Origin of the sequence: Methylobacterium sp. 4-46 (genome assembly GCF_000019365.1) — a bacterium.
Classification (GTDB): domain Bacteria; phylum Pseudomonadota; class Alphaproteobacteria; order Rhizobiales; family Beijerinckiaceae; genus Methylobacterium.
In genome coordinates this window covers 6,900,549-6,920,675 of the sequence record NC_010511.1, presented here as the reverse complement: position 1 = coordinate 6,920,675, position 20,127 = coordinate 6,900,549, and the positions used below count along the sequence as shown (strand labels likewise).

The following is a 20,127-nucleotide window of genomic DNA, read 5'->3' as shown; positions in this document are numbered from 1 at the left end:
CGCCCGCCGAGCGGGCGGCCCGCACCACCCGCGTCAGCCCTTGCGCGGCGGGACGCGGTTCTTGCGCTGCTGGCCGAGCCCGATGCTCTTGGCGAGTTCGGAGCGCTGCGCGGCGTAGTTCGCCGCCACCATCGGGTAGTCCGGCGGCAGGCCCCACTTCTCCCGGTACTGTTCGGGGGTGAGCCCGCGGGTCGTCAGGTGCCGCTTCAGCGACTTGTAGGGCTTGCCGTCCTCCAGCGAGATGATCGCGTCCGGCGTCACCGTTTTTCTGATCGGGATCGGCGGCACCGGCTTGGCCGGCTCGGGCGGCGGCGGCAGGACCAGCGCCTGCAGCGTGCCGTGGATCGAGGTCAGCAGCCCGGGCAGGTCCGCCGCCGGCACTGAATTCTTCGAGATGTAGGCCGACACGATGTCGGCCGTCAGGGCGACGAGATCCTCAGGGTCCGCATCCTGGCCGTCCACGTCAGTCATCATCCAGATCCGTCCGTCAGGTTGATGGGGCCGGGCCCGTCCCCGCACGAGGCGTCGACGGTCGGCCCTCTTGGTCTCCTTGGGCGCTCTCCTGACGGTGCGAATGCACTACCCGGGAGTGCGCAGCAGATGTGTTCGCTCCGTTTGCCCCATCCCGCAAGATGGAGAACGAAACATTGCTGCCCCAGATACGTAGTTCTTGTGGACGATCCCTGCGAAAGGGCGGAGAAAAACAAACCTTAGGTTGTATGTTTCTGTTATGGTTGCAGCAAAATTTGTAAGAAATTCATCCCCGTTCTTTTGGCCCTGGAACCGGTCAAGGCACAGGTTTCGCGCAGCTGTTCCGACCCGGCGACCAGAGGAGTTCACCGGCCGCGCGCCGCCGCGCAGACGACCCGCGGCCGCGCAATCAGGGAAGATGAGAGAAGCAAACTTGCGCGCCCCATGACGGTACTCACCCTCGTCCATCAGGTGCACGAAGAGATGCCGCCGCGGCGGGTCAGGCCCGAGTCTTGACTTCAGCTTGTCCGGATTGACCTGCGCCGGGCGGAGCGCGACGCGTCCGTCCGCTCGTCCGGGCCGGACGCGGCGATGGATTCTGAGACCCGGCGCCGCACCGGCCGCCCTAACCCTGCGGGAGGCCGGCCCGGACGGCCCGCGGCGGGCCCGCGCGGGCCGCGCCGCGCGGCCGCGGGGTCAGGCCGCGATGCGCAGGCGGTCCTGACGGTAGCTCTCGATGAGGGCGGCCGGGATCGAGTCCAGCACCGCCGCCACGGCGGCCTCGGTGGCGAGGCTCTGGGCGAGAACCCGGGCCTCCTCGCGCGCCGCCTCGGCCTCGAAGCGGTTGAGCAGCGCCACCAGGGCGTGGCTCTCCGCGAAGGGCAGGCGCTCGCAGGCGGTCACCGCGCGCTCGATCATGCGGCGGGACAGGGCCGGCCCGCTCTCCTCGGTGAAGCCCTGCGCCTCCTCGCGCCACGCCGACATCGCCGCCGCGAAGGCAGGTTCGAGGGAGGCGGGCAGGCCGGCCCGGCGGTAGAGGGCGGAGAAGCCCTGGCCGCTCCCGTCGAGGAGCAGGCCGGCGACCCGCGCCGGCGGCAGGCCCGAGAGATCCGCCAGGGCGGCCTCCGTGAAGGCCATGCGCCGGGACAGCATCGCCCGCAGGACCAGGCCGGCGGTGAGTTGGCCGTTCCGGCGCAGGTAGGTCACGAGACGGCGCAGGTCCTCCCGGGCGGCCCCCTCGGCGAGGCCCAGCGTGGTCCGGTCGCGCGCCTCGCGCGCCACGCGCTCGCCGCGATCCGGGCTGAGCCAGCCGCAGCCGACCACGAAGTCCGAGAGCGACTGGGCGAGCCGGGCGGTCACGGCCTGGCGGACCTCCAGCGGCAGGTCCGGCCGGGCGAGCAGCGCCTCGCGCAGGCCCCCGTCCTCCCCGTGGCGCTCGACCATGCGCAGCAGGCTGCCGGGGGTGATGGCGGCGCCCGGATTGGCCGCGAGGCCGCGCAGGGCCGGCACCCCGGCGATCTCGGCCAAGGCCCCGCAGACCATCGGCGACAGGTTCGGACGCGCCGCGACGGCGCAGCGGGCCTCCTCCTCGCCGATCGCCGCGCAATCGACGAGGTCGGCATCCGACAGGACCGGCGAGCGGGCCAGGACCAGGGCGGCGATCTCGGGCACGTCCTGCGCCAGGGCCACCACCACCGGCCGGGGCGCCTCGGCGGCGTTGGCGAAGGCCTCCGCCAGCGCCCGGCGCACCAGGGGCGAGGAATCGTCGAGGAGCGCCGTGACCGCGGTCTTGGCCTCCCAGCGCGCCTCCGGGTCGAGGTCCGCGTAGAGGTAGGCCCGCGCCAGGGACGAGGCGGCCTCGGCCCGCCGGCCGGCGGATTCGTGCTGCGTCCAGAGCAGGAACTGGCGGATCATCATCGGGGGCAATCCGGGAGGCGTGGCGGCGTCAGGGACGGTCGGTGGTGCGGTAGAGCGTGACAAGGGGCCGGGCGGCCGCGGGCGGCCGGGCGGCGAATTCGGGCGGCCGGGCCGGCGGGAGCGGCGCGGCGGACAGGGTGGGCGGGGCGGGGTCGGGGCGGGGCGCCGCGGCGGCGGGCGCCGCGGGCGCGGGATCGTCGTCGGAGCGCGGAAAGTAGCTCGGGGCGGCGGGCTCCCCGCCCGCCCGCCCCTGCCAGAGCCGCGCCACCCCGTCCGAGACCGGGCCGCGCCTCGCCTCGGTCTGGAACAGGGAGCGCAGGCCCGTCTCGCGCGCCGGCGCGTAGGCGGCGGCCTCGCTCCCGGCAGCCTCGCCCGCGGCGGCCGCACCCGCGGCGGCCACGGGGGGCGCGGGGGCGGCCTGGCTCGCGGAGAGCAGCGCGTAGAGCTCCGCCGCGCCGCGGGCCCGGCCGGAGCGGTCGTAGAACAGGGCACGGTTGGCGGCGGCCGCCTCGGGCAGGTCGGCAGCGGCGGCCCGCGCGGGCGTGAACTGGGCCGACCGGATCAGCGTCGCGGCGCCCCGCGGCCCGAGCAGGTGGGCGGCGTAGAGGTCGCCGCGCGTCGGCTCGCGGCCGAGTTCGGCGAGGAGCGCGTCGTGGTTGCGCCGGGTCAGCGCGCCCGCCATGGCGGAGGCCACGTCCGGGTCGCGCCGCAGGTCGAGGATGGTCTGCCGCGCGGCCGGGTCGCTCACCGTGTAGCCGCCCTGGGGGCGCGGCGTGATCGCCTCCGCGTAGGAGGACAGGCCGAGCGACGGGCCGTCCTGCTTGAGCACCGCGAGCCAGGTCTGCTCGATGAACTGGAACAGCCCGCTCGCCGAGGAGGTCGCGGCCTTGGCGCTCGGGTCGAGGCTCGATTCCCGCTGCGCCGTGGCGAGGAGGTAGTCGAAGCCGGTGCCGGTCTTCTCCGCGCCCTGGCGGATCGCCTCGACCACCGGGCCGGCGCCCGCCGCGCGCGCCGGCGGGGCCTCGCGGGATGGTGGGGGGGATGTGGTGAACAGGAACATGGCGCCCCGGCGGGGCGGCACCGCCCGGGCGGGTGCCGTCTCCAAGGGTCACCATGCTCGGATCATGGTAAATGAAGGTTGAAGCGTCCCGAAACCGGACGGGCCGGGCCGCCGCTCAGCGCCGCGTCACGTCTCCGCCGCCCTCGGGCCGGCGCATCTCGAAGCGGCTCTGGCCGTCGACCGCGAAGTAGTCGAAGTAGCCGCCCCGCATCAGCGGCTGCATGGCGCCGGTATCGACCCGGCCCGCCTCCGTGACGAAGCGGTCGTCGACGTAGATCGAGACGACCTGCCCGATCACCATGAAGTAGCGGGCCTCGCCGCCGCCCAGGGGCACGAGCGGGACGGTCTGCAGCCAGCGGCACTCGATGGCGGCGGGCGCCTCGGCCACCCGGGGCGGGCGCACCTTGCGCGAGGGCGCCGGGGTGAGCCCCGCGAAGGCGAACTCGCTCTCGCCGCGCGGCAGGGGCGCCGAGGTCCTGTTCATGGCGTCCTTGAGGGCGAGGCTGGCGAAGCTGCAGACGAACTCGCCGCCCTCCTCCGCGAAGGCGAGCGCGTCCTTGCGGCCGAAGGACGAGAACATCACCATCTCGGGATTGTCCGCGACCCCGTTGAAGAACGAGTAGGGCGAGAGGTTGAGCCGCCCCTCGCGGTCGAGCGCGCTGATCCAACCGATCGGCCGCGGCGCGACGAGGGCCTTGAACGGGTTGTGGGGCAGCGGGCGGGTCTCGGCGTCGTAGTGCATGGGGGCGCCTCCGGGGATGGGCGGAGCCTAAGCACTATTCGCCGCCGCGGTCACCGGTGCGACGACGCGGACGAGCCTTCGGCCCGGCATCGGCGATCCGAGCGGGTCGACGGCCCGAGGCGTCCGTATCCTGGGCCGTCGGGATGATCCGGGATCCGCGTGATCGCAGCGGCTCCCGGATCAGACCCGCGTGACGATCGCCGCCAGGTCGGGGCGGGGCCGGTCCGCGGGCGCCTGGGCGGCGCGGCCGATATGGACGAAGCCCGCCATCCGCTCCTGCGGCGCGAGGCCGAGCGCGTCGAGCACCCGCCGGTCGTAGGCGATCCACTCGGTGAGCCAGGCGGTCGCGAAGCCCATCGCGTTCGCCGCCACGACGAGGTTCATCGCCGCCGCCCCCGCCGACAGCACCTGCTCCCAGTCCGGGATCTTCACGTGGGGGCCGGCCCGCGACACCACCCCGACCACGAGCGGCGCCTGGGCGAGCCGGTCGCGCTCGAGGGCGCGCCGCGCCGCGTCGGCCTCCGGGTGGTCCGCCGCGTAGGCCGCCTCGATCACCGCGCCGATCCGCGCCGCCCCCTCGCCCTCGATCACCAGGAAGCGCCAGGGCGCCAGCTTGCCGTGGTCCGGCACCCGCGACGCGATGGTGAGGAGCGTCGCGAGTTCCTCGGGCGTCGGGCCCGGGCCGGCGAGGAGCGCGGGAGGGACCGAGCGTCGGCGGCGCAGCAAGTCGAGAGTCGCGTTCATCGGACCTTCAGTGCGGATGAGCCAGAGACGAGGCGGGGCAAGGCGGGCCGCCGCGCCGCCCCTCCTCTTAGGCGCCGCGCGGCGGGCTTTGCAATCCGGCCCGAAAACCGTCACGGGGATCGGGCACGCGGCCCGCCGACCGCACCCGTGGGACACGACCTGCCGGAAGCCCGACCATGAGCCGCCTCCCCGCCCCGCCGCGCGACCAGGCCTGGACGCCGCGCGACGTCCGCCTCGCGCTCGCCGCCGTGCTGATCTTCTGGGCCGCCGCCGCCGCGGTCTGGCCGCTCACCGGCGCGGTCGTGCCGTGGGATTCCAAGAACCACTTCTACCCGATGCTGCGCTACCTCGGCGCCGCCCTGGCGAACGGGGAATTGCCGCTGTGGAATCCCTACCACTTCGCCGGCCACCCCTCCGTGGCGGACCCGCAATCGCTCCTGTTCACGCCGACCATGCTGCTCTTCGCGTGGCTCGACCCGTCGCCCTCGATGGAGCTGTTCGACGCGGTGGTCTTCGCCCATCTCCTGCCGGGCGCCGTGGCGATGCTGCCGCTGTTCCGCCGCCGGGGCTGGCACCCGGCCGGGGCGGTCGCCGCCGCCATGATCTTCGTCCTCGGCGGTTCGGCCTCGGCGCGGCTGCAGCACACGGGCATGATCCTGTCCTACGGCTACTTCCCCCTCGCCCTCTGGCTGCTTGAGGAGGCGCTGGACCGGCGCTCCCTCGCCTTCGGCCTCGGCTTCGCGGTGGCGGCGGCGCTGATGACGGTCGGGCGGGACCAGGTGGCCTTCCTGTGCGGCACCGTGCTGATCGCCCGCGCCCTCTGGGCGGTGCTGGAGGCGCCGGCGCCCCTCGCCTTCCTGCGCACGCGGCTTCCCCTGCTCGCCGCGATGGGGCTCGTCGGCGGGGCGCTGCTGGCGGTGCCCTCCCTGCTCACCATGCAGCTCCTGATGACCTCGACCCGGCCCTCCTTCGGCTACGGCGTCGCCGCCATGGGCTCGCTGCCGCCCCAGAGCCTCGCCACCGGCCTGTTCGCGGACGTGTTCGGGTCCCTGCGCTGGACCTACGATTACTGGGGCCCGGACTGGTCGTCCCTGGAGGGCGGCACCTGGACCGACCGGGCGATCAACTACATCTTCGCCGGCACCATCCCGGCCCTGCTGATCCTCTGGCACGGGGTGGCGGGCGGGCGGCTCCTCGCCCGCGAGATCCGCTTCCCGGTCCTGGTGCTGGCCGGCGCGCTGACCTACGCGCTGGGGCGCTACACCCCGCTCTTCGCCCTGCTGTTCGACCACGTGCCGGGCATCGACCTCTACCGCCGGCCCGCCGACGCGACCTTCGTGGTCAATATCGGCCTCGCGCTCACGGCCGGCTACCTCGTCCACCGCTACGTGCGCGACGGCCTGCCCGCCCTGCCGCGCGGCCGGGGCCGCCTGCTGCCGCTCCTCGCACTCGCGCTCCTGGCCGCCGCGCTCGCCGGCGCCCTGCTCTTCTCGGGGCCGCGCGGGCACCTCGCCGACGCCCTGCGGGACATCGCGCTGGGGGCGGGCCTCGCGGGGGCGGCGGTGCTCGTCCTGTGCCGGCCGCGCTCGCGGGCGCTCGCGGCCGCGGGCCTCGTCGCGGTGACCGGGGCGGAGCTGATCTGGCGCAATGCCGGCTCGTCGCTCAACGCCGAGCCCGCCGAGCGCTACGCGGTGTTCCGGCAATTGCCCCCCGAGCAGCTCCAGGGCCTCACCATCCTCAAGGCCGAGCTCGACGCCCGCCACGCCAAGGGCGACCATCCCCGCGTCGAGATCCTGGGGCTGGGCGGGGCGTGGCAGAACGCCTCGATGGTGCTCGGGCTCGAGGACACGATCGGCTACAATCCCCTGCGCCTGTCCGATTACGAGCGGGCCGTCGGCCCCGGCGAGAACGCCGCCGACCCGAACCTGCGCCAGTTCCCGGCCCTGTTCCGCGGCTACCGCTCGCGGCTCGCGAGCCTGCTCGGCCTCGAATACCTCGTCCTCGACCGCCCGGCCGAGCGCCTGCCCAGGCATTTCCCGCAGCTGACCGGGGCGAAGCTCCTCTACGGCTCGGGCCAGATGTGGATCTACCGCCTCGACCCGGCCCGGCCCCGCGCCTACCTCGCCACCCGCCTCGTCCCGGTCGAGTCCGAGGACGTGCTCTCGCAGGACGAATTGCCGGAATTCGAGGGGAACGACACCGCCCTGATCGACCAGGACAGCCTGCCGAAGGTCAAGGGATCCTACGGCCAGGCCGATCCCGCCGCCCAGGTGACGCCCGCCGCCGGCGGCGCGCAGATCCTCGCCTATCGCCGCACTCTCGTCACGGTGGAGGTCGACACCGACCGCGACGCCGTGCTGGTGCTGCACGATCTCTACTATCCGGGCTGGCAGGCGCGGGTGGACGGCGTGCGCCGGCCGATCCTGCGCACCAACCTGCTGTTCCGCGGCGTCGAGGTGCCCAAGGGGCGCCACGTGGTGGAGTTCCGGTTCCGGCCCCTCTCGGTCGGCAACCTGATGGCGGCGGCGAGCGACCTGCTGGCGAGGGACGGGAATGAGGCGGGCGAGACGGCTCTTCGGTAAGGCGGTCCTCGGCGGAGTCGTCCTCGGCGGCGCGGCCCTGGGGCTTCCCGGCGCGGGTCCGGCGGCGGCCCAGGAACCGGGCCGCCCGACGCCGTCCATGGCGAACCCGCCCCTGGCCAATCCCGCCATGACGCCCCCGGCGCCGGGCCCCGCGGAGGCGCCGCTCTCCCTGCGCGCCGTGCTGACGAGCGAGGGCAAGCCGATCCGCGGCGGCCTGACCTGGCGCATCTACGAGGATCGCGGCGATGCCGGGAAACCCGCCCTGCTCGCCCGCTCGGACGAGCCCCAGCCGACCTTCCGGCTGGCGCCGGGCAGCTACCTCGCCAACGTCACCTACGGCTTCGTCAGCACCTCGAAGCGCGTCACCCTGGCGCCGACCGGGCTGCAGGACCAGGTCACGGTCAATGCCGGGGCGCTGCGCCTCGCCGGCGCGGTCGGCGATGCCCGGATCCCGCCGGGCCAGCTCGCCTTCGCGATCTTCGTGCCGATCGGCAACAACCCGGAGGGGCGGCTGGTCCGCGACGGGGTCAAGGCCGGCGAGCTGATCCGGCTGCCGGAGGGCACCTACCACGTGGTCTCGACCTGGGGCGATTCCAACGCCATCCAGCGCGCCGACCTCAAGGTCGAGAACGGCCGCATCACCGACGCGACCCTCAACCACCGGGCCGCGACCGTGACCCTCAAGCTCGTGGCCGCGCCCGGCACCGAGGCCTTCGCGGGCACCGCCTTCTCGGTGCTCACCCCGGGCGGCGACACGATCCGCGAGGCGATCGGCGCCTTCCCGCAGGTGACCCTGGCGGAGGGCGAGTACCAGCTCATCGCCCGCCACGACGGCAAGGTCTACACCCAGGATTTCAAGGTCGAGAGCGGCGTCGACCGCGACATCGAGGCGATTGCCAAGGACCCTTGAGCCCCGCCGCGCCCGGGCCGCCCCGGTCGGGGTGTCACGCGAAGCGCTTGGCGGCCGCCACCGTGGCGACGACGCCGGCGCAGGCGAGGACCAGGGCCGCGTCGACCGGCTCGCCCAGCACGAGCCCGGCGAGGATCAGGCTGAAGAAGGGCTGGAGCAACTGCACCTGCCCCACCGCCGCGATGCCGCCCCGGGCGAGGCCCCGGTACCAGAACACGAAGCCGATCAGCATGCTGAACAGCGACACGTAGGCGAGGCTCGCCAGCGCCGGCAGGCCGACGCCCGCCCACCCCCCCGGCCGCAGCAGCCACGCGGCGGGCAGCGAGACCGGGAGCGACAGCACGAGCGCCCAGGCCACCACCTGCCAGCCGCCGAGCCGCCGGGCGAGCCGCGCGCCCTCTGCGTAGCCGAGGGCGCAGAGCACCATCCCGAGGAACAGCCACGCATCCCCCGCCCCGAGCCGGCCCCCGCCCTGGCGCAGGGCGAAGCCGGCCACGATCGCGCTGCCGAGGCCCGAGAACAGCCAGAAGGCCCGCCGCGGGCGCTCGCTCCCCCGCCAGACGCCGAACAGGGCGGTGGCGAGCGGCAGGCAGGCGACCGTCACGGTGCCGTGCGCGGCCGTGACGGTCCGGAGGGCGAGCGCCGTGCAGAGCGGCCAGCCGAGCACCACGCCGAGCGCCACCAGGGCGAGCGCGCCGAGGTCGCGCCGCCCGGGCGCCGGCTGGCGCAGGAGAGCGAGGAGCCCGAGCGCCGTCAGCCCCGCCGCCCCGGCCCGGAAGGCCGTCACGAAGAAGGGGTCGAGGTCCGCCACCGCGACCCGGGTCGCCGGCAGGGAGCCGGCGAAGATCACGACGCCGATCAGCCCGTCGCGCAGGGCCCGGCGGGCCACGGCCCGGTCCGCCCTCTCCCGCTCCGGCATCGTCGTCCCGGCGGCCAAGACCTCGCTGCGCATCGCATCCCCCCGATCAGCGCCACCATCGGGTGGACGGCCCTGTCGCGACAGGGACGGAACCGGTACGATCCGGACGAACTGTCCGGGTGCGGAGGCCAGTACGGATGGAGACGGCGCGGGACGCGACCCGGACCGAGGCGGTGGCGGAGGCGATCCGCGCGCGGATCGCGGCCCGCGCCCTGGGCCCCGGCGCGCGCATCCCCTCGGTGCGCGGCCTCGCCGCCCAGATGGGGGTGTCGAAATCGACGGTGGTCGAGGCCTACGACCGGCTGGTGGCGGAGGGCGCCATCGCGGCCCGGCCCGGCTCGGGCTTCTACGTGGCGGGGACGGCGCGGCCCCTCACCCTGGCGGAGATCGGCCCGCGCCTCGACCGGGCGGTGGATTCCCTCTGGGTGACCCGCCAGAGCCTGGAGGCGGGGACCGGGGTGCCGATGCCCGGCTGCGGCTGGCTCCCGCCCTCCTGGCTGCCGGACGAGGCCCTGCGCCGGGCCCTGCGCGGCCTCGCCCGCGGCGAGGCGGCGGACCTGCTGGCCTACGACGAGCCCCTGGGCCACGCCCCCCTGCGCCGCGCCCTCGCCCGCCGCCTGCACGACCGCGGCATCCCGGCCGGCCCCGAGCGGATCGTCCTCACCGATTCGGCCACGCAGGCCCTCGACCTCGTCGCCCGCCTGCTTCTGGAGCCCGGCGACCCGGTGCTGGTGGACGATCCCTGCTACTTCAACTTCCGGTCCCTGCTGCAGGCCCACCGGGCGCGGCTCGTCGGGGTGCCGTGGACGCCGGCCGGCCCCGACCTCGACGCCTTCGCGGCGGCCCTGCGGGCGCATCGCCCCCGCCTCTACGTGACCAACTCGGCCTTCCAGAACCCGACCGGCGCGACGATGAGCGCCGGGATCGCCCATCGGCTGCTGCGGCTCGCCGAGGCGCACGACGTGCTGGTGGTCGAGGACGCGCTGTTCGAGGATCTCGATCCCGATCCGGCGCCCCGGCTCGCCACCCTCGACGGGCTCGACCGCGTGATCGCGATCGGCAGCTTCTCGAAGACGCTCTCGGCGGCGGTGCGCTGCGGCTACGCGGCGATGCGGCCGGACTGGGTCGACCGGGTGGTCGACCTCAAGCTCGCCGCGAGCTTCGGCAGCGGGCGGCTCGCGGCCGGCCTCGTGCACCGCTTCCTGGCGGATGGCAGCTACCGCCGCGCCCTCGACGGTCTGCGCGCCCGCCTCGCCGACGCGATGGGCGCGACGCGCCGCCGGCTCGCCGCGGCCGGCCTGACGCCCTGGCTCGAACCCCGCGGCGGGCTCTATCTCTGGGTGTCCCTGCCGGAGGGGCTGGACGCCGCCGGGATCGCCCGCCGGGCCCTGGCCGAGGGGGTGGTGCTCGCGCCGGGCAACGTGTTCAGCCTGTCGCAGAGCGCCGGATCGTTCCTGCGCTTCAACGTGGCCCAATGCGCCGACCCGAAGGTCTTCGCCGTGCTGGAGCGGGCGATGGCGGCGGAGCGGGCGGCGCGCTGAGCCCGGGCGGCCGGGTTCTCCGGGGGGCGTCACGCCCGATCCGCTCGATCCCTTCGGGATGGCGGATTGGGGCTTCGCTCACGCGCCGCGCGGGCGCGTGATCCGGGATCCGCTTCGATCAACCGGATCCCGCATCACGCGGTTCTCGGTCGATCGGTTCAGCGTCGCCGCACGGCGAGGCTGAGACCGGCTGCCCGGCCTGCGCGTTCCCGCTCCCCCGTTCCCGGACGGGTGGGCGCCCGCCCCTCACCGCCGCCGCGCCACCGCCTCCTCCATCAGGGAGCGGATCACCGCCCGCACCGGCTCGGGCGTGCCGTCGCGCAGGAACTTCGCCTCGATCGCCTCGCGGATCACCGCCCCGTCGTCGGTGCGCGCGAGGTCGGTGGCGCTCTCGGCGGAGAGGAGCGACACGAAGGCGCTCTCCGCCGGCTCCGCCTCGCCGCGCGCCGGCGCCACCTGCCTTCCCGTGAGGTCGAAGACCTCGGCCCGGTGCGGCAGGACCTCCTCCACCGGCGCAAGGTCCGGGCCGAGCCGGAACACCGCGGGCGCATGGGTCAGGAGATCGACCGAGCCCCGGGTGATCGTGCCGGGGTTGAACCAGACGGTCCCGCCGAGCCGCGCGGGCGGGTGGCGCTTGTGGACGTGGCCGTTCACGGCGAGCGCGCAGCCGGCGATCGGGTGCGGCGGCACCGCCCCCGGATAGCCCGCCCCGAAGGCGAGGTCGTGGTGGGTGAGCCAGAGCACCCGGGAGGCCTCCGGCATCAGCCCGCGCACGTCCGCCGGGATCGGCTGGCCGTAGGGCGTCGCCCCGACCCCGAGCCGCAGCCCCGGCAGGGCGTAATGCGCGGCCGGCCCGGATTCCGCCGCCGCGTCGAGGACGTCGCTCACCGCCAGCACGGCGAGGCTGTCCCCGTCCGACAGGCGGGTGTGGCGGATGTCGTGGTTGCCGACATTGGCGAGCGGCCGGTGGCGGAACCCCTTCAGGGTGCGGATGAGGCGCGCCTTCAGGCTCTCGTCGGGCTCGACCGGGTGCTCGAACAGGTCGCCGAGCAGCACCGGCGCGAGGTCGCGGGCATTGGCCAGGGCCACGCAATGGTCGAGCTTGGCGAGGACGGGGGCGGGCCAGTCCGGGTCCTTGCGCCGGCCCGGCCGCCGCGAGGCCACGTGGGGATCGCCGATCAGGAGCAGGCCCGCGCAGGGCACGGGCGGGGCGTCGAGGCGCTCGCCGGCCAGGATCACGCGGCCGCCCCCGCGTGGCGGTGCCCGTCGAGCAGGCTCTCCGGGGCGGCTGTGCCGCCGCAGGCCGGGCAGCGCCCGCCGGTCGCGGCGAGCAGCGCCGCGGTCTCGGCCTCGATCGCGGCGAGGCCCGCCCGCGCCTCGGCCGTCCGCCCCCGCGCCGCGGCGAGCTGCCGGCCGAGCTCCGCGAGGCGCCGGGCGCCGCGCAGGGCCGCCTCCGGCGCGGCGAGGGCCGGCGCCGCCTCGGGCAGGGCCGCGAGCGCCGCCGCCCGGGCGCGCGCCCGGGCGAGGTCGGCGGCGAGGCGCGCCAGGGCGGCGGCGTGGGCCTCGGCGGCGGCGCTCGCCCGCGGCACCGGCGCCGCCGGCAGGCCCGCCAGGGCCGCCAGCTGGGCCCGCGCGCGGGCGAGGTCCCGGGACAGGCCGAGGAGACGCTCCCCCACGCCCTCCCGGTGGCGCGCCTCGGCGAGCCCGCGGGCGAGGTCGGCCGGGACCTCCGGGCCCGGCAGGGCCGCGAGGGCCCGGGCCCGGCCCGAGGCCGCGTCCCGGGCGGCGCGCAGCCGCGCCAGGGCGCTCAGCCCGGCCTCGATTCCGGCGAGGCGCCGCTCGCCCTCGGCGAGGCGCCCGGCCTCCTCGCGCAGGGCCGCGAGGGAGGCGGCCGCCGCCTCGAGTCCGGCCAGGGGGGCGAGGAGCTCGGCCAGGAGAGCGAGGCGCCGCTCGCCCTCGCGCACGGCGCGCTGGTCCTCCGCCACGCGCTCGCGCTGGAGGTCCTGCATGGCGCGGATGTAGCCGGCCTCCCGGCCGAGCGAGAGCACGGCGGAGCGCTTGGGCGCCTTCTCGCCGAGGAGGAAGACCGGGAATTTCTGGTGCGCGACGTGGACCTCCAGCTCCTCGACCCGGGTGATGCCGAAGAGCCGGTCGACCCAGTCCGGCACGTCCCGGCCGCCGGTCTCCAGCGTCGCCCCGTCCTGGCGGACCAGGGATCCGTCCGGCTCGTGCAGCGACCACAGGTTGACGGGCGAGCGCCGAACCTGGCGCACGAAGCGCAGGATCCGGCCGCCCGCCACCCCGATCTCGATCCGGCAGGCGGGCTTGCCGGCCCGCACCAGCCCGTCGCGGGCCTCGCCGTAGAAGACCGCGCGCAGGGCCCGGATCACCGTCGACTTGCCGCGGTTGTTCGGCCCCACCAGCGCGTTGACGCCCGGCGCGAGGGGCAGGACCGCGTCGGCGAAGCCCTGCACGTCGATCAGGCGGATGTGGCGGAAGCCCGGCGCGTCGGGCTCCCAGGCGGCGGCGCATTCCTCGGCCGGGCCGTCGATCAGCACGCCGCGCGCCGGGTCGCCGCCGATGCGGCTCACCCGCGTGCCGGGCGGAAAGCCCGTGACGTCGTGGTGCGAGATGGCGAGGCATTGCAGGGACAGCCGCGCCGCCCCGTCCTCCAGCACCCGGTAGAAGGCCGGCACCCGCGCCGGCGCGATCCAGCAATCGGCCTCGTCGAGGGCGATGAAGCGCCCCAAACCCGCCTTGACCACCGCGATCAGCCGCAGGCCCATCCCGACCACGTTGGTCATGGCCCCGCCATTGTCCTCCAGCACGTCCTCGCGGCCGCCGTCCGGCCGCAGCAGGCCGATGTCGAGGGCGGGCAGGCCGCGCTCCGTGGTGAGGTCGAGGGAGACCGGCTTCTCCCCCGGCAGCACCTCCTGCACCACGGCCGAGAGCAGGGTCTCGATGCGGGCGAGGCTGCGCTGGTGGGTCTCCTGCTGCAGCTCGCGCAGGCAGAGATCGACCGCGTCGCGCCGCTCCAGCCGGCCCTTGGCGGCCGCGACCGCCCGGACCAGCCCGTCGCGCTCCCCGGTCAGGGCGGCCCGGCGCGCCTCGGCGCGCGCGAGCGCGCGGCCGAGCCGGTCGAGGGCGGCCGCGGCCTCCGCAGGGCTCATCAGCGCGCCTCGGAGAGGCCGTCGAGCTCGGCCTGCACGGCGCGCAGCGCCTGCGCGAAGGCCTCGACCCGGCGGGCATTCTCGGCCCGGACCTCCTCGATCATCGCCCGGATCGCCGCCTCGTCGTCGGTGCCGAGCTCCTCCCGGGCCTGGGCGCGGGCGGCCTCCAGCTCCGCGCTCAGGCGCTCGACGTCGCCCTCCGCCCGGATGCGGTCCGCCCGCAGGCGCTCGTAGGCCGGGCGCAGGGCCTCCAACCGCCTGAGGGCCTCGGTCTCCTGGCTCGTCCGGCTGCGCTCCATGCTCCTCCCCGTCGCGTGCGGGACAGAGGTGGCATCGGGCGGGCCCGGGCGCCAGGGGAAAGTCCGCCCCGACGCCGTTCCGGGATTGTTCGCCGAGAGCCATTGACCTGTGCCGCAAATCGGACCAGTGTTCCTTATCTGTTCCATGAATCGGGCGCCGGCGCCACGCGGCACGGGCCCGCACCGGGACCGGGAGGCCTGTGATCATGGCGGCGACCTTGACGGCAACCTCGGCGGCGACCGGCCTCGACGACGCGGTGCTGTTCGAGAACCGGGACTGGATCCTGTCGGAGGACGGGCTGGAGCACCGCGCCACCGGCTACTTCATCGCCCGCGGGAGCCTCGGCGCCAAGCGTCCGGACGGCTACTGGGACTGGCCGCTGCACCTCTCCGAGAAGGCGTGGTGCGGCGTGCGCAGCTTCCGCGAGGCGTTCCTGGCCGCCCTGCAGGCCTTCGGCATCGCGCCCGATCCGAAGCTCACCCTCTCCTTCGCGCTCGGCTTCGGCACGCGGCTGCCCGCGCCGGAGACGGAGGGCTTCGTGCCGCTGGCCGACCTCGTGCGCCTCGCCCCGCCCCCCCGGCGCCGGGCCGCCGCGGCGCGGGCGCCGCGGGCGCTCGCGCTGGGCGCGTAGGCGGCGCGCGGGTGCGGGCGCCTGAGGCGGCGCGGCGGCCCGAGCCTGCGGCGGGCGCCGCCGAGGCGTGACGCCCGCCGACCCCGATCCTGCCCCGGCGGACCCGCTCTTCGCCGAGAAGCAGCGCGTCAACGAGCGGGTCCGGCTCCTCGCCGGCAACATCGACCGGGCCTCCACGGCCTGCTTCACGGTCGGCGTCGCCACGCCCGCGGCGGGCTGGCTCTACAATGTCAGCGGCCTGCAGACCTCGCTGAGCCTCGCGGTGCTCGGGCTCGGGGTTCTCGGTTGGCTCGCGGCGGCGATCCTCCTACATTGCCTGGCGAGGCGTCTCCTCAACGGGCTTCTGCCATGATGGCCACCGCGCTCCTCGCCTTCGCCGCCACGCCGGCCCTCGTCGTGGCGCTCGCCTACGCGGCCGTGCGGATGCAGGAACGGGAACTCGCGCGCGTGCGGCGCGACCTCTCCCTGCGGACGGTGCGGCTGGCCCGGGCCCGCCGGGCCTCCTGAGCGGGGCGTCTACTCCGCCGCCTTGGGCGCCCGGCTCTCCAGGAAGGCCTCGTGCTCGGCGGCGAGGTCGCCCGAGAGGGCGCGGGCGATCAGGGCCCGGGTCTCCGCCACGCCGTAGAGCGCCACGAAGGAGCCGAAGCGGGGTCCGCGCGCCTCGCCGAGCAGGGTGGCGTAGAGCGTGGTGAACCACGCCTGCGCCACGCCCGGGCGCCCGTCCGGGCTCTTGGCCTTGCCGGACAGGTCCGGGTAGTGGCGCCGCCCGACCTCGTAGACCAAGGCCTGCAGGGCCTCGGGATCGGTCGAGCCCTCGTGCTCCGCCAGGGTCGCCGACAGGTCGGCGAGGGCCGCCCCGGCCTGGGCGTCGGGCACCCGGTACTGCTTCTGCGGCCGCACGAAGTCGCGGAAGTAGCGCACCGCGTGGTGGACGAGCCGGTCGAGGCGCGGCTGCGTCCGCGGCGAGGCCTCCGGCGCGTAGCGGCGGATGAAGCCCCACAGCACCGCCGGATCCTCGGTATTCGCCACCGCCACCAGGTTGAGCAGCATCGCGAAGGTGATGGCGCCGCCGCCCGCCGCCAGTTCCGGCGCCGGCGGCGCGCCCGCATGGATGTGCCAGACCGGGTTGCCGAGCTGCAGCTTCGGCTCCTGGCCGGGAAACTTCTCCAGGAAGGACAGGTAGTCGTCGACGTGGCGCGGGATCACGTCGAAGTGCAGGCGCTTGGCCTCCCGCGGCTTGTTGTACATGAACAGCGCGAGGCTCTCGGGCGTGCCGTAGGCCAGCCACTCGTCGATGGTGAGGCCGTTGCCCTTCGACTTCGAGATCTTCTGGCCCTTCTCGTCCAGGAAGAGCTCGTAGTTGAAGCCCTCGGGCGGCTCGCCCCCGAGCACGCGGGCGATCTGGCTCGACAGCTTCACCGAGTCGATCAGGTCCTTGCCGGCCATCTCGTAATCGACCCCGAGCGCGACCCAGCGCATGGCCCAGTCGGGCTTCCACTGCAGCTTGGCGTGGCCGCCGGTCACCGGGGTCTCGTAGCGCTCGCCCGTCGCCGGGTCGCGCCAGACGATCGTGCCGGCGGCGACCTTCACCTCGTCGATCGGCACCTGCATGACGTGGCCGGTGACCGGGTGCAGCGGCAGGAAGGGCGAGTAGGAGGCCGAGCGCTCCGCCCGCAGCGAGGGCAGCATCACCGCCATGACGGCGTCGTAGCGCTCCAGCACGCGCAGGAGCGCCGCGTCGAACACCCCCGCCCGGTAGCATTCCGTGGCCGAGAGGAACTCGTAGTCGAAGCCGAAGGAATCGAGGAAGCGGCGCAGCTCGGCGTTGTTGTGCGCGCCGAAACTGTCGTGGGTGCCGAAGGGATCCGGCACGGCGGTGAGGGGCTTGTTGAGGCTCTCGGCCAGGAGGGCCCGGTTCGGCACGTTGTCCGGCACCTTGCGCAGCCCGTCCATGTCGTCCGAGAAGGCGATGAGCCGGGTCGGCACCGCGTCCCGCGTCAGCAGCCGGAAGGCGTGGCGGACCATCGAGGTGCGGGCGACCTCCCCGAACGTGCCGATATGCGGCAGGCCCGAGGGGCCGTAGCCGGTCTCGAACAGCAGCTCGGCCTTCGGGTTCCGCTCCAGCCGGGCGACGAGCTTGCGCGCTTCCTCGAAGGGCCAGGCCGCGGAGGTCGCGGCGGCGTCGAGGAGGGCGGGGTCGATGCGGAGCGAGGCGGGCATGGTGTCTCGTGGGCCCCGGACGGGCGGGCGCGGGCGGGTGGGTGAGGCGCGCACCCTAGGGAGTGCGCTCCCCCCGGTCAACGAAGCTCGCCCCCGGTCCGGAGGCCGCCGGCCGTCGGTCCCGACGGCCATGTCCCCCCAAAGGCCATGTCCCGGGACGGCCATGTCCCGCGACCGTCGGGATCAGGCGAGGGCCGGCTCGGGCAGGCGCGCCTCCCGGAGCTCGGCCAGGATCTCGTAGGAGCGGCGCCGCGCGCCGTGGTCGTGGATCGCCGCCGCCACCATGATCTCGTCGGCCCCGGTGCGGGCCAGGAACGCGGCCAGGCCCTCGCGCACCGTCTCCCGCGCGCCCACGAAGGAGCAGGCGAGCATGCGCGAGGCCTGCACCTTCTCGGCGGGCGACCAGTAGGTCTCGATGTCGTCGATGGGCGGCAGGAGCTGGCCGCGGGTGCCGCGGAAGAGGTTGGTGAAGGATTGCTGCGCGGAGGTGAACAGCCGGCGCGCCTCGGCGTCGGTCTCGGCCGCGATCACGTTGACGCCGACCATCGCGTAGGGTCGGTCGAGCTGGGCGCTCGGCTCGAAGCGCGACCGGTAGAGGTCGAGGGCCTGCATCAGCGCGTCGGGCGCGAAATGCGACGCGAAGGCGAAGGGCAGGCCGAGCATCGCGGCGAGCTGCGCCCCGAACAGGCTGGAGCCGAGGATCCAGAGCGGCACCTGCGTGCCCGCCCCCGGCACCGCCTGGACCACCTGCCCCGGCTGCACCGGGCCGAGCAGCGCCTGGAGTTCGAGCACGTCCTGCGGGAACGTGTCGGAGGCGGCGGGGTCGCGGCGCAGGGCCCGCAGGGTGCGCCCGTCGGTGCCGGGGGCGCGGCCGAGGCCGAGATCGATCCGGCCCGGATGCAGGGACGCGAGCGTGCCGAACTGCTCGGCGATCACCAGGGGCGCGTGGTTCGGCAGCATGATGCCGCCCGCCCCGACCCGGATGCGCGCCGTGCCGGCCGCCACGTGGGCGATGACGACCGCGGTCGCGGCGCTGGCGATGCCCACCATGTTGTGGTGCTCGGCGAGCCAGTAGCGGGTGTAGCCGAGGCGCTCCGCGTGGCGGGCGAGGTCGAGCGTGTTGCGCAGCGCGTCGCCGGGCGTCGCGCCCAGCGGGATCGGCGCGAGGTCGAGGACGGAGAAGGGCGGCATCGCGGGCTCCCGTGTGTCGCGTCAGGCCCCGTCCCAGATTTGGCGCCGGGGCCCGGGATGCAAGCGCGCCCGGGGCAGGCGTGCCATGCGCGGGACCCCGCGCTCGCGGCCGCGGACCGGGTTCGGCCGGCGGCCCGACGGGGCGGCCGCTTGCCCGCCCGGCGGCTTTGGCCGAGGGTCCGGATCCCGGTCCGCCGCCGCCCCGCGGCGGACCGGCTCACCGCGCGGGGCCGGGAGGCGGGATGGCGGGGATGTTCGATCTGACCGGGCGGGTCGCGCTGGTGACCGGCGGCAATGGCGGCATCGGGCTCGGCATGGCGGAGGCGCTGGCCGGGGCGGGCGCCGCGGTCGCGATCTGGGGCCGCGACGAGGCCAAGAACCGCGCCGCCCTGGCGCGGCTCGCCGCGACGGGCGCGCCGGCCGAGGCCTTCCTGTGCGACGTGGCCGAGCCGGAGGCGGTGGAGGCGAGCTTTTCCGCGACGCTGCGGCGCTTCGGGCGGGTCGACGCGGTCTTCGCCAATGCGGGCGTGGCGGGCGGCGGGCGGCGCTCCTTCCTGGAGCGGGACGCGGCCGAGTGGCGGCGCACCTTCGCGGTCAACCTCGACGGGGTGGTGGGGGTGTTCCAGCAGGCCGCCCGGCACATGGCCGCGCGGGCCGAGGCCGGGGACGCCTACGGGCGGCTGGTCGCGACCTCGAGCGTCGCCTCGCTCCTCGGCGCCGCGCGCAACGAGCATTACGGGGCGACCAAGGGAGCGCTCAACGCCCTGGTGCGGGCGCTCGCGGTCGAACTCGCCCGCTACGGCGTGACCGCGAACGCGATCCTGCCGGGCTGGATCGCGAGCGACATGACGGCGGGGCTGATGGGAAACGAGAAGTTCGTGGCGAACACCCTCCCCCGCATCCCGCTGCGCCGCTACGGACAGCCGGCGGATTTCGGCGGCATCGCGGTCTACCTCGCGAGCGCGGCCTCCGCCTACATGACCGGGCAGGTCGCGGTCATCGACGGCGGCTACACCGTCGCCTGAGCGGGGCGCTCAGGAAAGCTGCGCGAGGCGCTGCCTGACCCGCATCTTGAGGGTCCGGTAGCGCTCCATCGTGGTGCCGGCCAGCGCCTCCTCCCGGCTGCTGGCGATGTCCGCATAGTCGATCGAGGTCTCGAACTGGCCGGCCGTCAGGTCGTGACGCGTCCCGTCCACCCGGTTGTAGAAGTGCCACCCGCGGCCCGTCTCGGTCTTGAGGATGGTGCCGCCGTGGAGGTCGTGGACGATCAGGGCGGTGACGCCGCACTGGCCGCGCGCGGGATTGTTCGGCCGCCATTCGGGACTGGTCTCGGCGGACCAGCATTGCTGCAGGATCGGCAGGAGGGAGTCGGGGGACGATGTCATCGGTCTCGCCTCGGGCGGGGGTCGCCCTCCGCGCCGGCCGAACGGTCACAGAACCTCGGCCGGTCGGAGCAGCCGCTCCACCGGGCAGGATTGCGAGGAGCTTGACGCAGGGGAATGTAGCGGCGCGCCGGCTCCCGGGCAAGGCCGCGATGGCCGGAGGACATCCGCGATCGGCGCCGCGCCGTCGAAGCCGACGAGGCCGCGCATCCCGGCATCCTCCGGGCCGGCGATGCCGCGGGAGACCAGCCCCGCGGCGCGCGCTGCGTCCGCGAGGGAGTCCGGCGGGGTCGCGCGATGGCGGCGCGGTGCGGGCGATCACCGCGCGCCGGCGGCCCGCGCCGAGG

At 75.2% G+C, this 20,127-nt stretch carries 19 protein-coding genes; 7 read left to right on the top strand and 12 right to left on the bottom strand.

Annotated features, from left to right (window positions below):
• Positions 1-33: 33 nt before the first annotated feature.
• The 5 genes from M446_RS30475 to M446_RS30455 all read right to left on the bottom strand — a co-directional run bounded on the left by M446_RS30475 (position 34) and on the right by M446_RS30455 (position 4,934).
• Entirely contained in the window at positions 34-474 is a 441-nt protein-coding gene (locus M446_RS30475) for a MucR family transcriptional regulator (protein ID WP_026191024.1), read from the bottom strand.
• 693 nt (positions 475-1,167) lie between these two features.
• Complete coding sequence (locus M446_RS30470; RefSeq protein WP_012335941.1) at positions 1,168-2,388, bottom strand: DUF2336 domain-containing protein; 1,221 nt, start codon at positions 2,386-2,388, stop codon at positions 1,168-1,170.
• A gap of 28 nt (positions 2,389-2,416) precedes the next feature.
• On the bottom strand, positions 2,417-3,448 hold the full coding sequence (locus M446_RS30465; protein ID WP_012335940.1) for a lytic transglycosylase: 1,032 nt from the start codon (positions 3,446-3,448) through the stop codon (positions 2,417-2,419).
• A gap of 115 nt (positions 3,449-3,563) precedes the next feature.
• On the bottom strand, positions 3,564-4,190 hold the full coding sequence (locus M446_RS30460) for a flavin reductase family protein (RefSeq protein WP_012335939.1): 627 nt from the start codon (positions 4,188-4,190) through the stop codon (positions 3,564-3,566).
• 180 nt (positions 4,191-4,370) lie between these two features.
• On the bottom strand, positions 4,371-4,934 hold the full coding sequence (locus tag M446_RS30455; RefSeq protein WP_012335938.1) for a nitroreductase: 564 nt from the start codon (positions 4,932-4,934) through the stop codon (positions 4,371-4,373).
• Positions 4,935-5,110: 176 nt separating this feature from the next.
• Here M446_RS30455 and M446_RS30450 point away from each other — a divergent pair, with 176 nt between their 5' ends.
• Positions 5,111-7,516 carry a YfhO family protein gene (locus M446_RS30450; protein WP_012335937.1) on the top strand — a complete coding sequence of 802 codons (2,406 nt, stop codon included), beginning with the start codon at positions 5,111-5,113 and terminating at the stop codon, positions 7,514-7,516.
• Positions 7,488-8,426, top strand: a complete 939-nt coding sequence (locus M446_RS30445) for a hypothetical protein (protein WP_012335936.1) — start codon at positions 7,488-7,490, stop codon at positions 8,424-8,426. The genes M446_RS30450 and M446_RS30445 overlap by 29 nt, the downstream gene beginning before the upstream one ends.
• 34 nt (positions 8,427-8,460) lie before the next feature.
• Here M446_RS30445 and M446_RS30440 read toward each other — a convergent pair whose 3' ends face one another.
• Positions 8,461-9,345, bottom strand: coding sequence for a DMT family transporter (locus M446_RS30440; protein WP_198293078.1), 885 nt, complete (start codon positions 9,343-9,345; stop codon positions 8,461-8,463).
• A 137-nt stretch (positions 9,346-9,482) separates the two neighbouring features.
• Between M446_RS30440 and M446_RS30435 the strand changes: the two genes are divergently transcribed.
• Positions 9,483-10,886: a PLP-dependent aminotransferase family protein gene (locus M446_RS30435; protein ID WP_012335934.1), complete on the top strand. Its 1,404-nt coding sequence runs from the start codon at positions 9,483-9,485 to the stop codon at positions 10,884-10,886.
• A 246-nt stretch (positions 10,887-11,132) separates the two neighbouring features.
• Here M446_RS30435 and M446_RS30430 read toward each other — a convergent pair whose 3' ends face one another.
• From M446_RS30430 to M446_RS30420, 3 genes are read right to left on the bottom strand one after another with little or no spacing between them, the layout of a single operon-like run.
• On the bottom strand, positions 11,133-12,125 hold the full coding sequence (locus M446_RS30430; RefSeq protein ID WP_012335933.1) for a hypothetical protein: 993 nt from the start codon (positions 12,123-12,125) through the stop codon (positions 11,133-11,135).
• Positions 12,122-14,056 (bottom strand): AAA family ATPase, encoded by a 1,935-nt coding sequence (locus tag M446_RS30425; protein ID WP_012335932.1) that lies wholly within the window; start codon positions 14,054-14,056, stop codon positions 12,122-12,124. Before M446_RS30425 ends, M446_RS30430 begins: the two co-directional genes overlap by 4 nt.
• Positions 14,056-14,355 carry a hypothetical protein gene (locus M446_RS30420; RefSeq protein WP_012335931.1) on the bottom strand — a complete coding sequence of 100 codons (300 nt, stop codon included), beginning with the start codon at positions 14,353-14,355 and terminating at the stop codon, positions 14,056-14,058. The genes M446_RS30425 and M446_RS30420 overlap by 1 nt, the downstream gene beginning before the upstream one ends.
• Positions 14,356-14,561: 206 nt before the next feature.
• On the opposite strand from M446_RS30420, the gene M446_RS30415 reads away from it, so the two are divergent.
• The 3 genes from M446_RS30415 (at position 14,562) to M446_RS38410 (ending at position 15,494) form a co-directional block, all read left to right on the top strand.
• Positions 14,562-14,987, top strand: a complete 426-nt coding sequence (locus M446_RS30415) for a hypothetical protein (protein WP_012335930.1) — start codon at positions 14,562-14,564, stop codon at positions 14,985-14,987.
• 67 nt (positions 14,988-15,054) lie between these two features.
• The gene (locus M446_RS30410) at positions 15,055-15,339 is read left to right on the top strand and encodes a hypothetical protein (RefSeq protein WP_012335929.1); all 285 of its coding nucleotides are present in this window, start codon (positions 15,055-15,057) and stop codon (positions 15,337-15,339) included.
• A complete protein-coding gene (locus M446_RS38410) occupies positions 15,336-15,494 on the top strand; it encodes a hypothetical protein (protein WP_157182291.1) in 159 nt (52 codons plus the stop codon). Before M446_RS30410 ends, M446_RS38410 begins: the two co-directional genes overlap by 4 nt.
• Positions 15,495-15,503: 9 nt before the next feature.
• Here M446_RS38410 and M446_RS30405 read toward each other — a convergent pair whose 3' ends face one another.
• Positions 15,504-17,207: a lysine--tRNA ligase gene (locus tag M446_RS30405; RefSeq protein WP_012335927.1), complete on the bottom strand. Its 1,704-nt coding sequence runs from the start codon at positions 17,205-17,207 to the stop codon at positions 15,504-15,506.
• 183 nt (positions 17,208-17,390) lie between these two features.
• Positions 17,391-18,398 carry an LLM class flavin-dependent oxidoreductase gene (locus tag M446_RS30400; protein ID WP_012335926.1) on the bottom strand — a complete coding sequence of 336 codons (1,008 nt, stop codon included), beginning with the start codon at positions 18,396-18,398 and terminating at the stop codon, positions 17,391-17,393.
• A gap of 251 nt (positions 18,399-18,649) precedes the next feature.
• Here M446_RS30400 and M446_RS30395 point away from each other — a divergent pair, with 251 nt between their 5' ends.
• Complete coding sequence (locus M446_RS30395) at positions 18,650-19,423, top strand: SDR family NAD(P)-dependent oxidoreductase (protein ID WP_018263493.1); 774 nt, start codon at positions 18,650-18,652, stop codon at positions 19,421-19,423.
• A 9-nt stretch (positions 19,424-19,432) separates the two neighbouring features.
• Here M446_RS30395 and M446_RS30390 read toward each other — a convergent pair whose 3' ends face one another.
• Positions 19,433-19,783, bottom strand: coding sequence for a hypothetical protein (locus M446_RS30390; protein WP_012335924.1), 351 nt, complete (start codon positions 19,781-19,783; stop codon positions 19,433-19,435).
• Positions 19,784-20,127 lie beyond the last annotated feature (344 nt).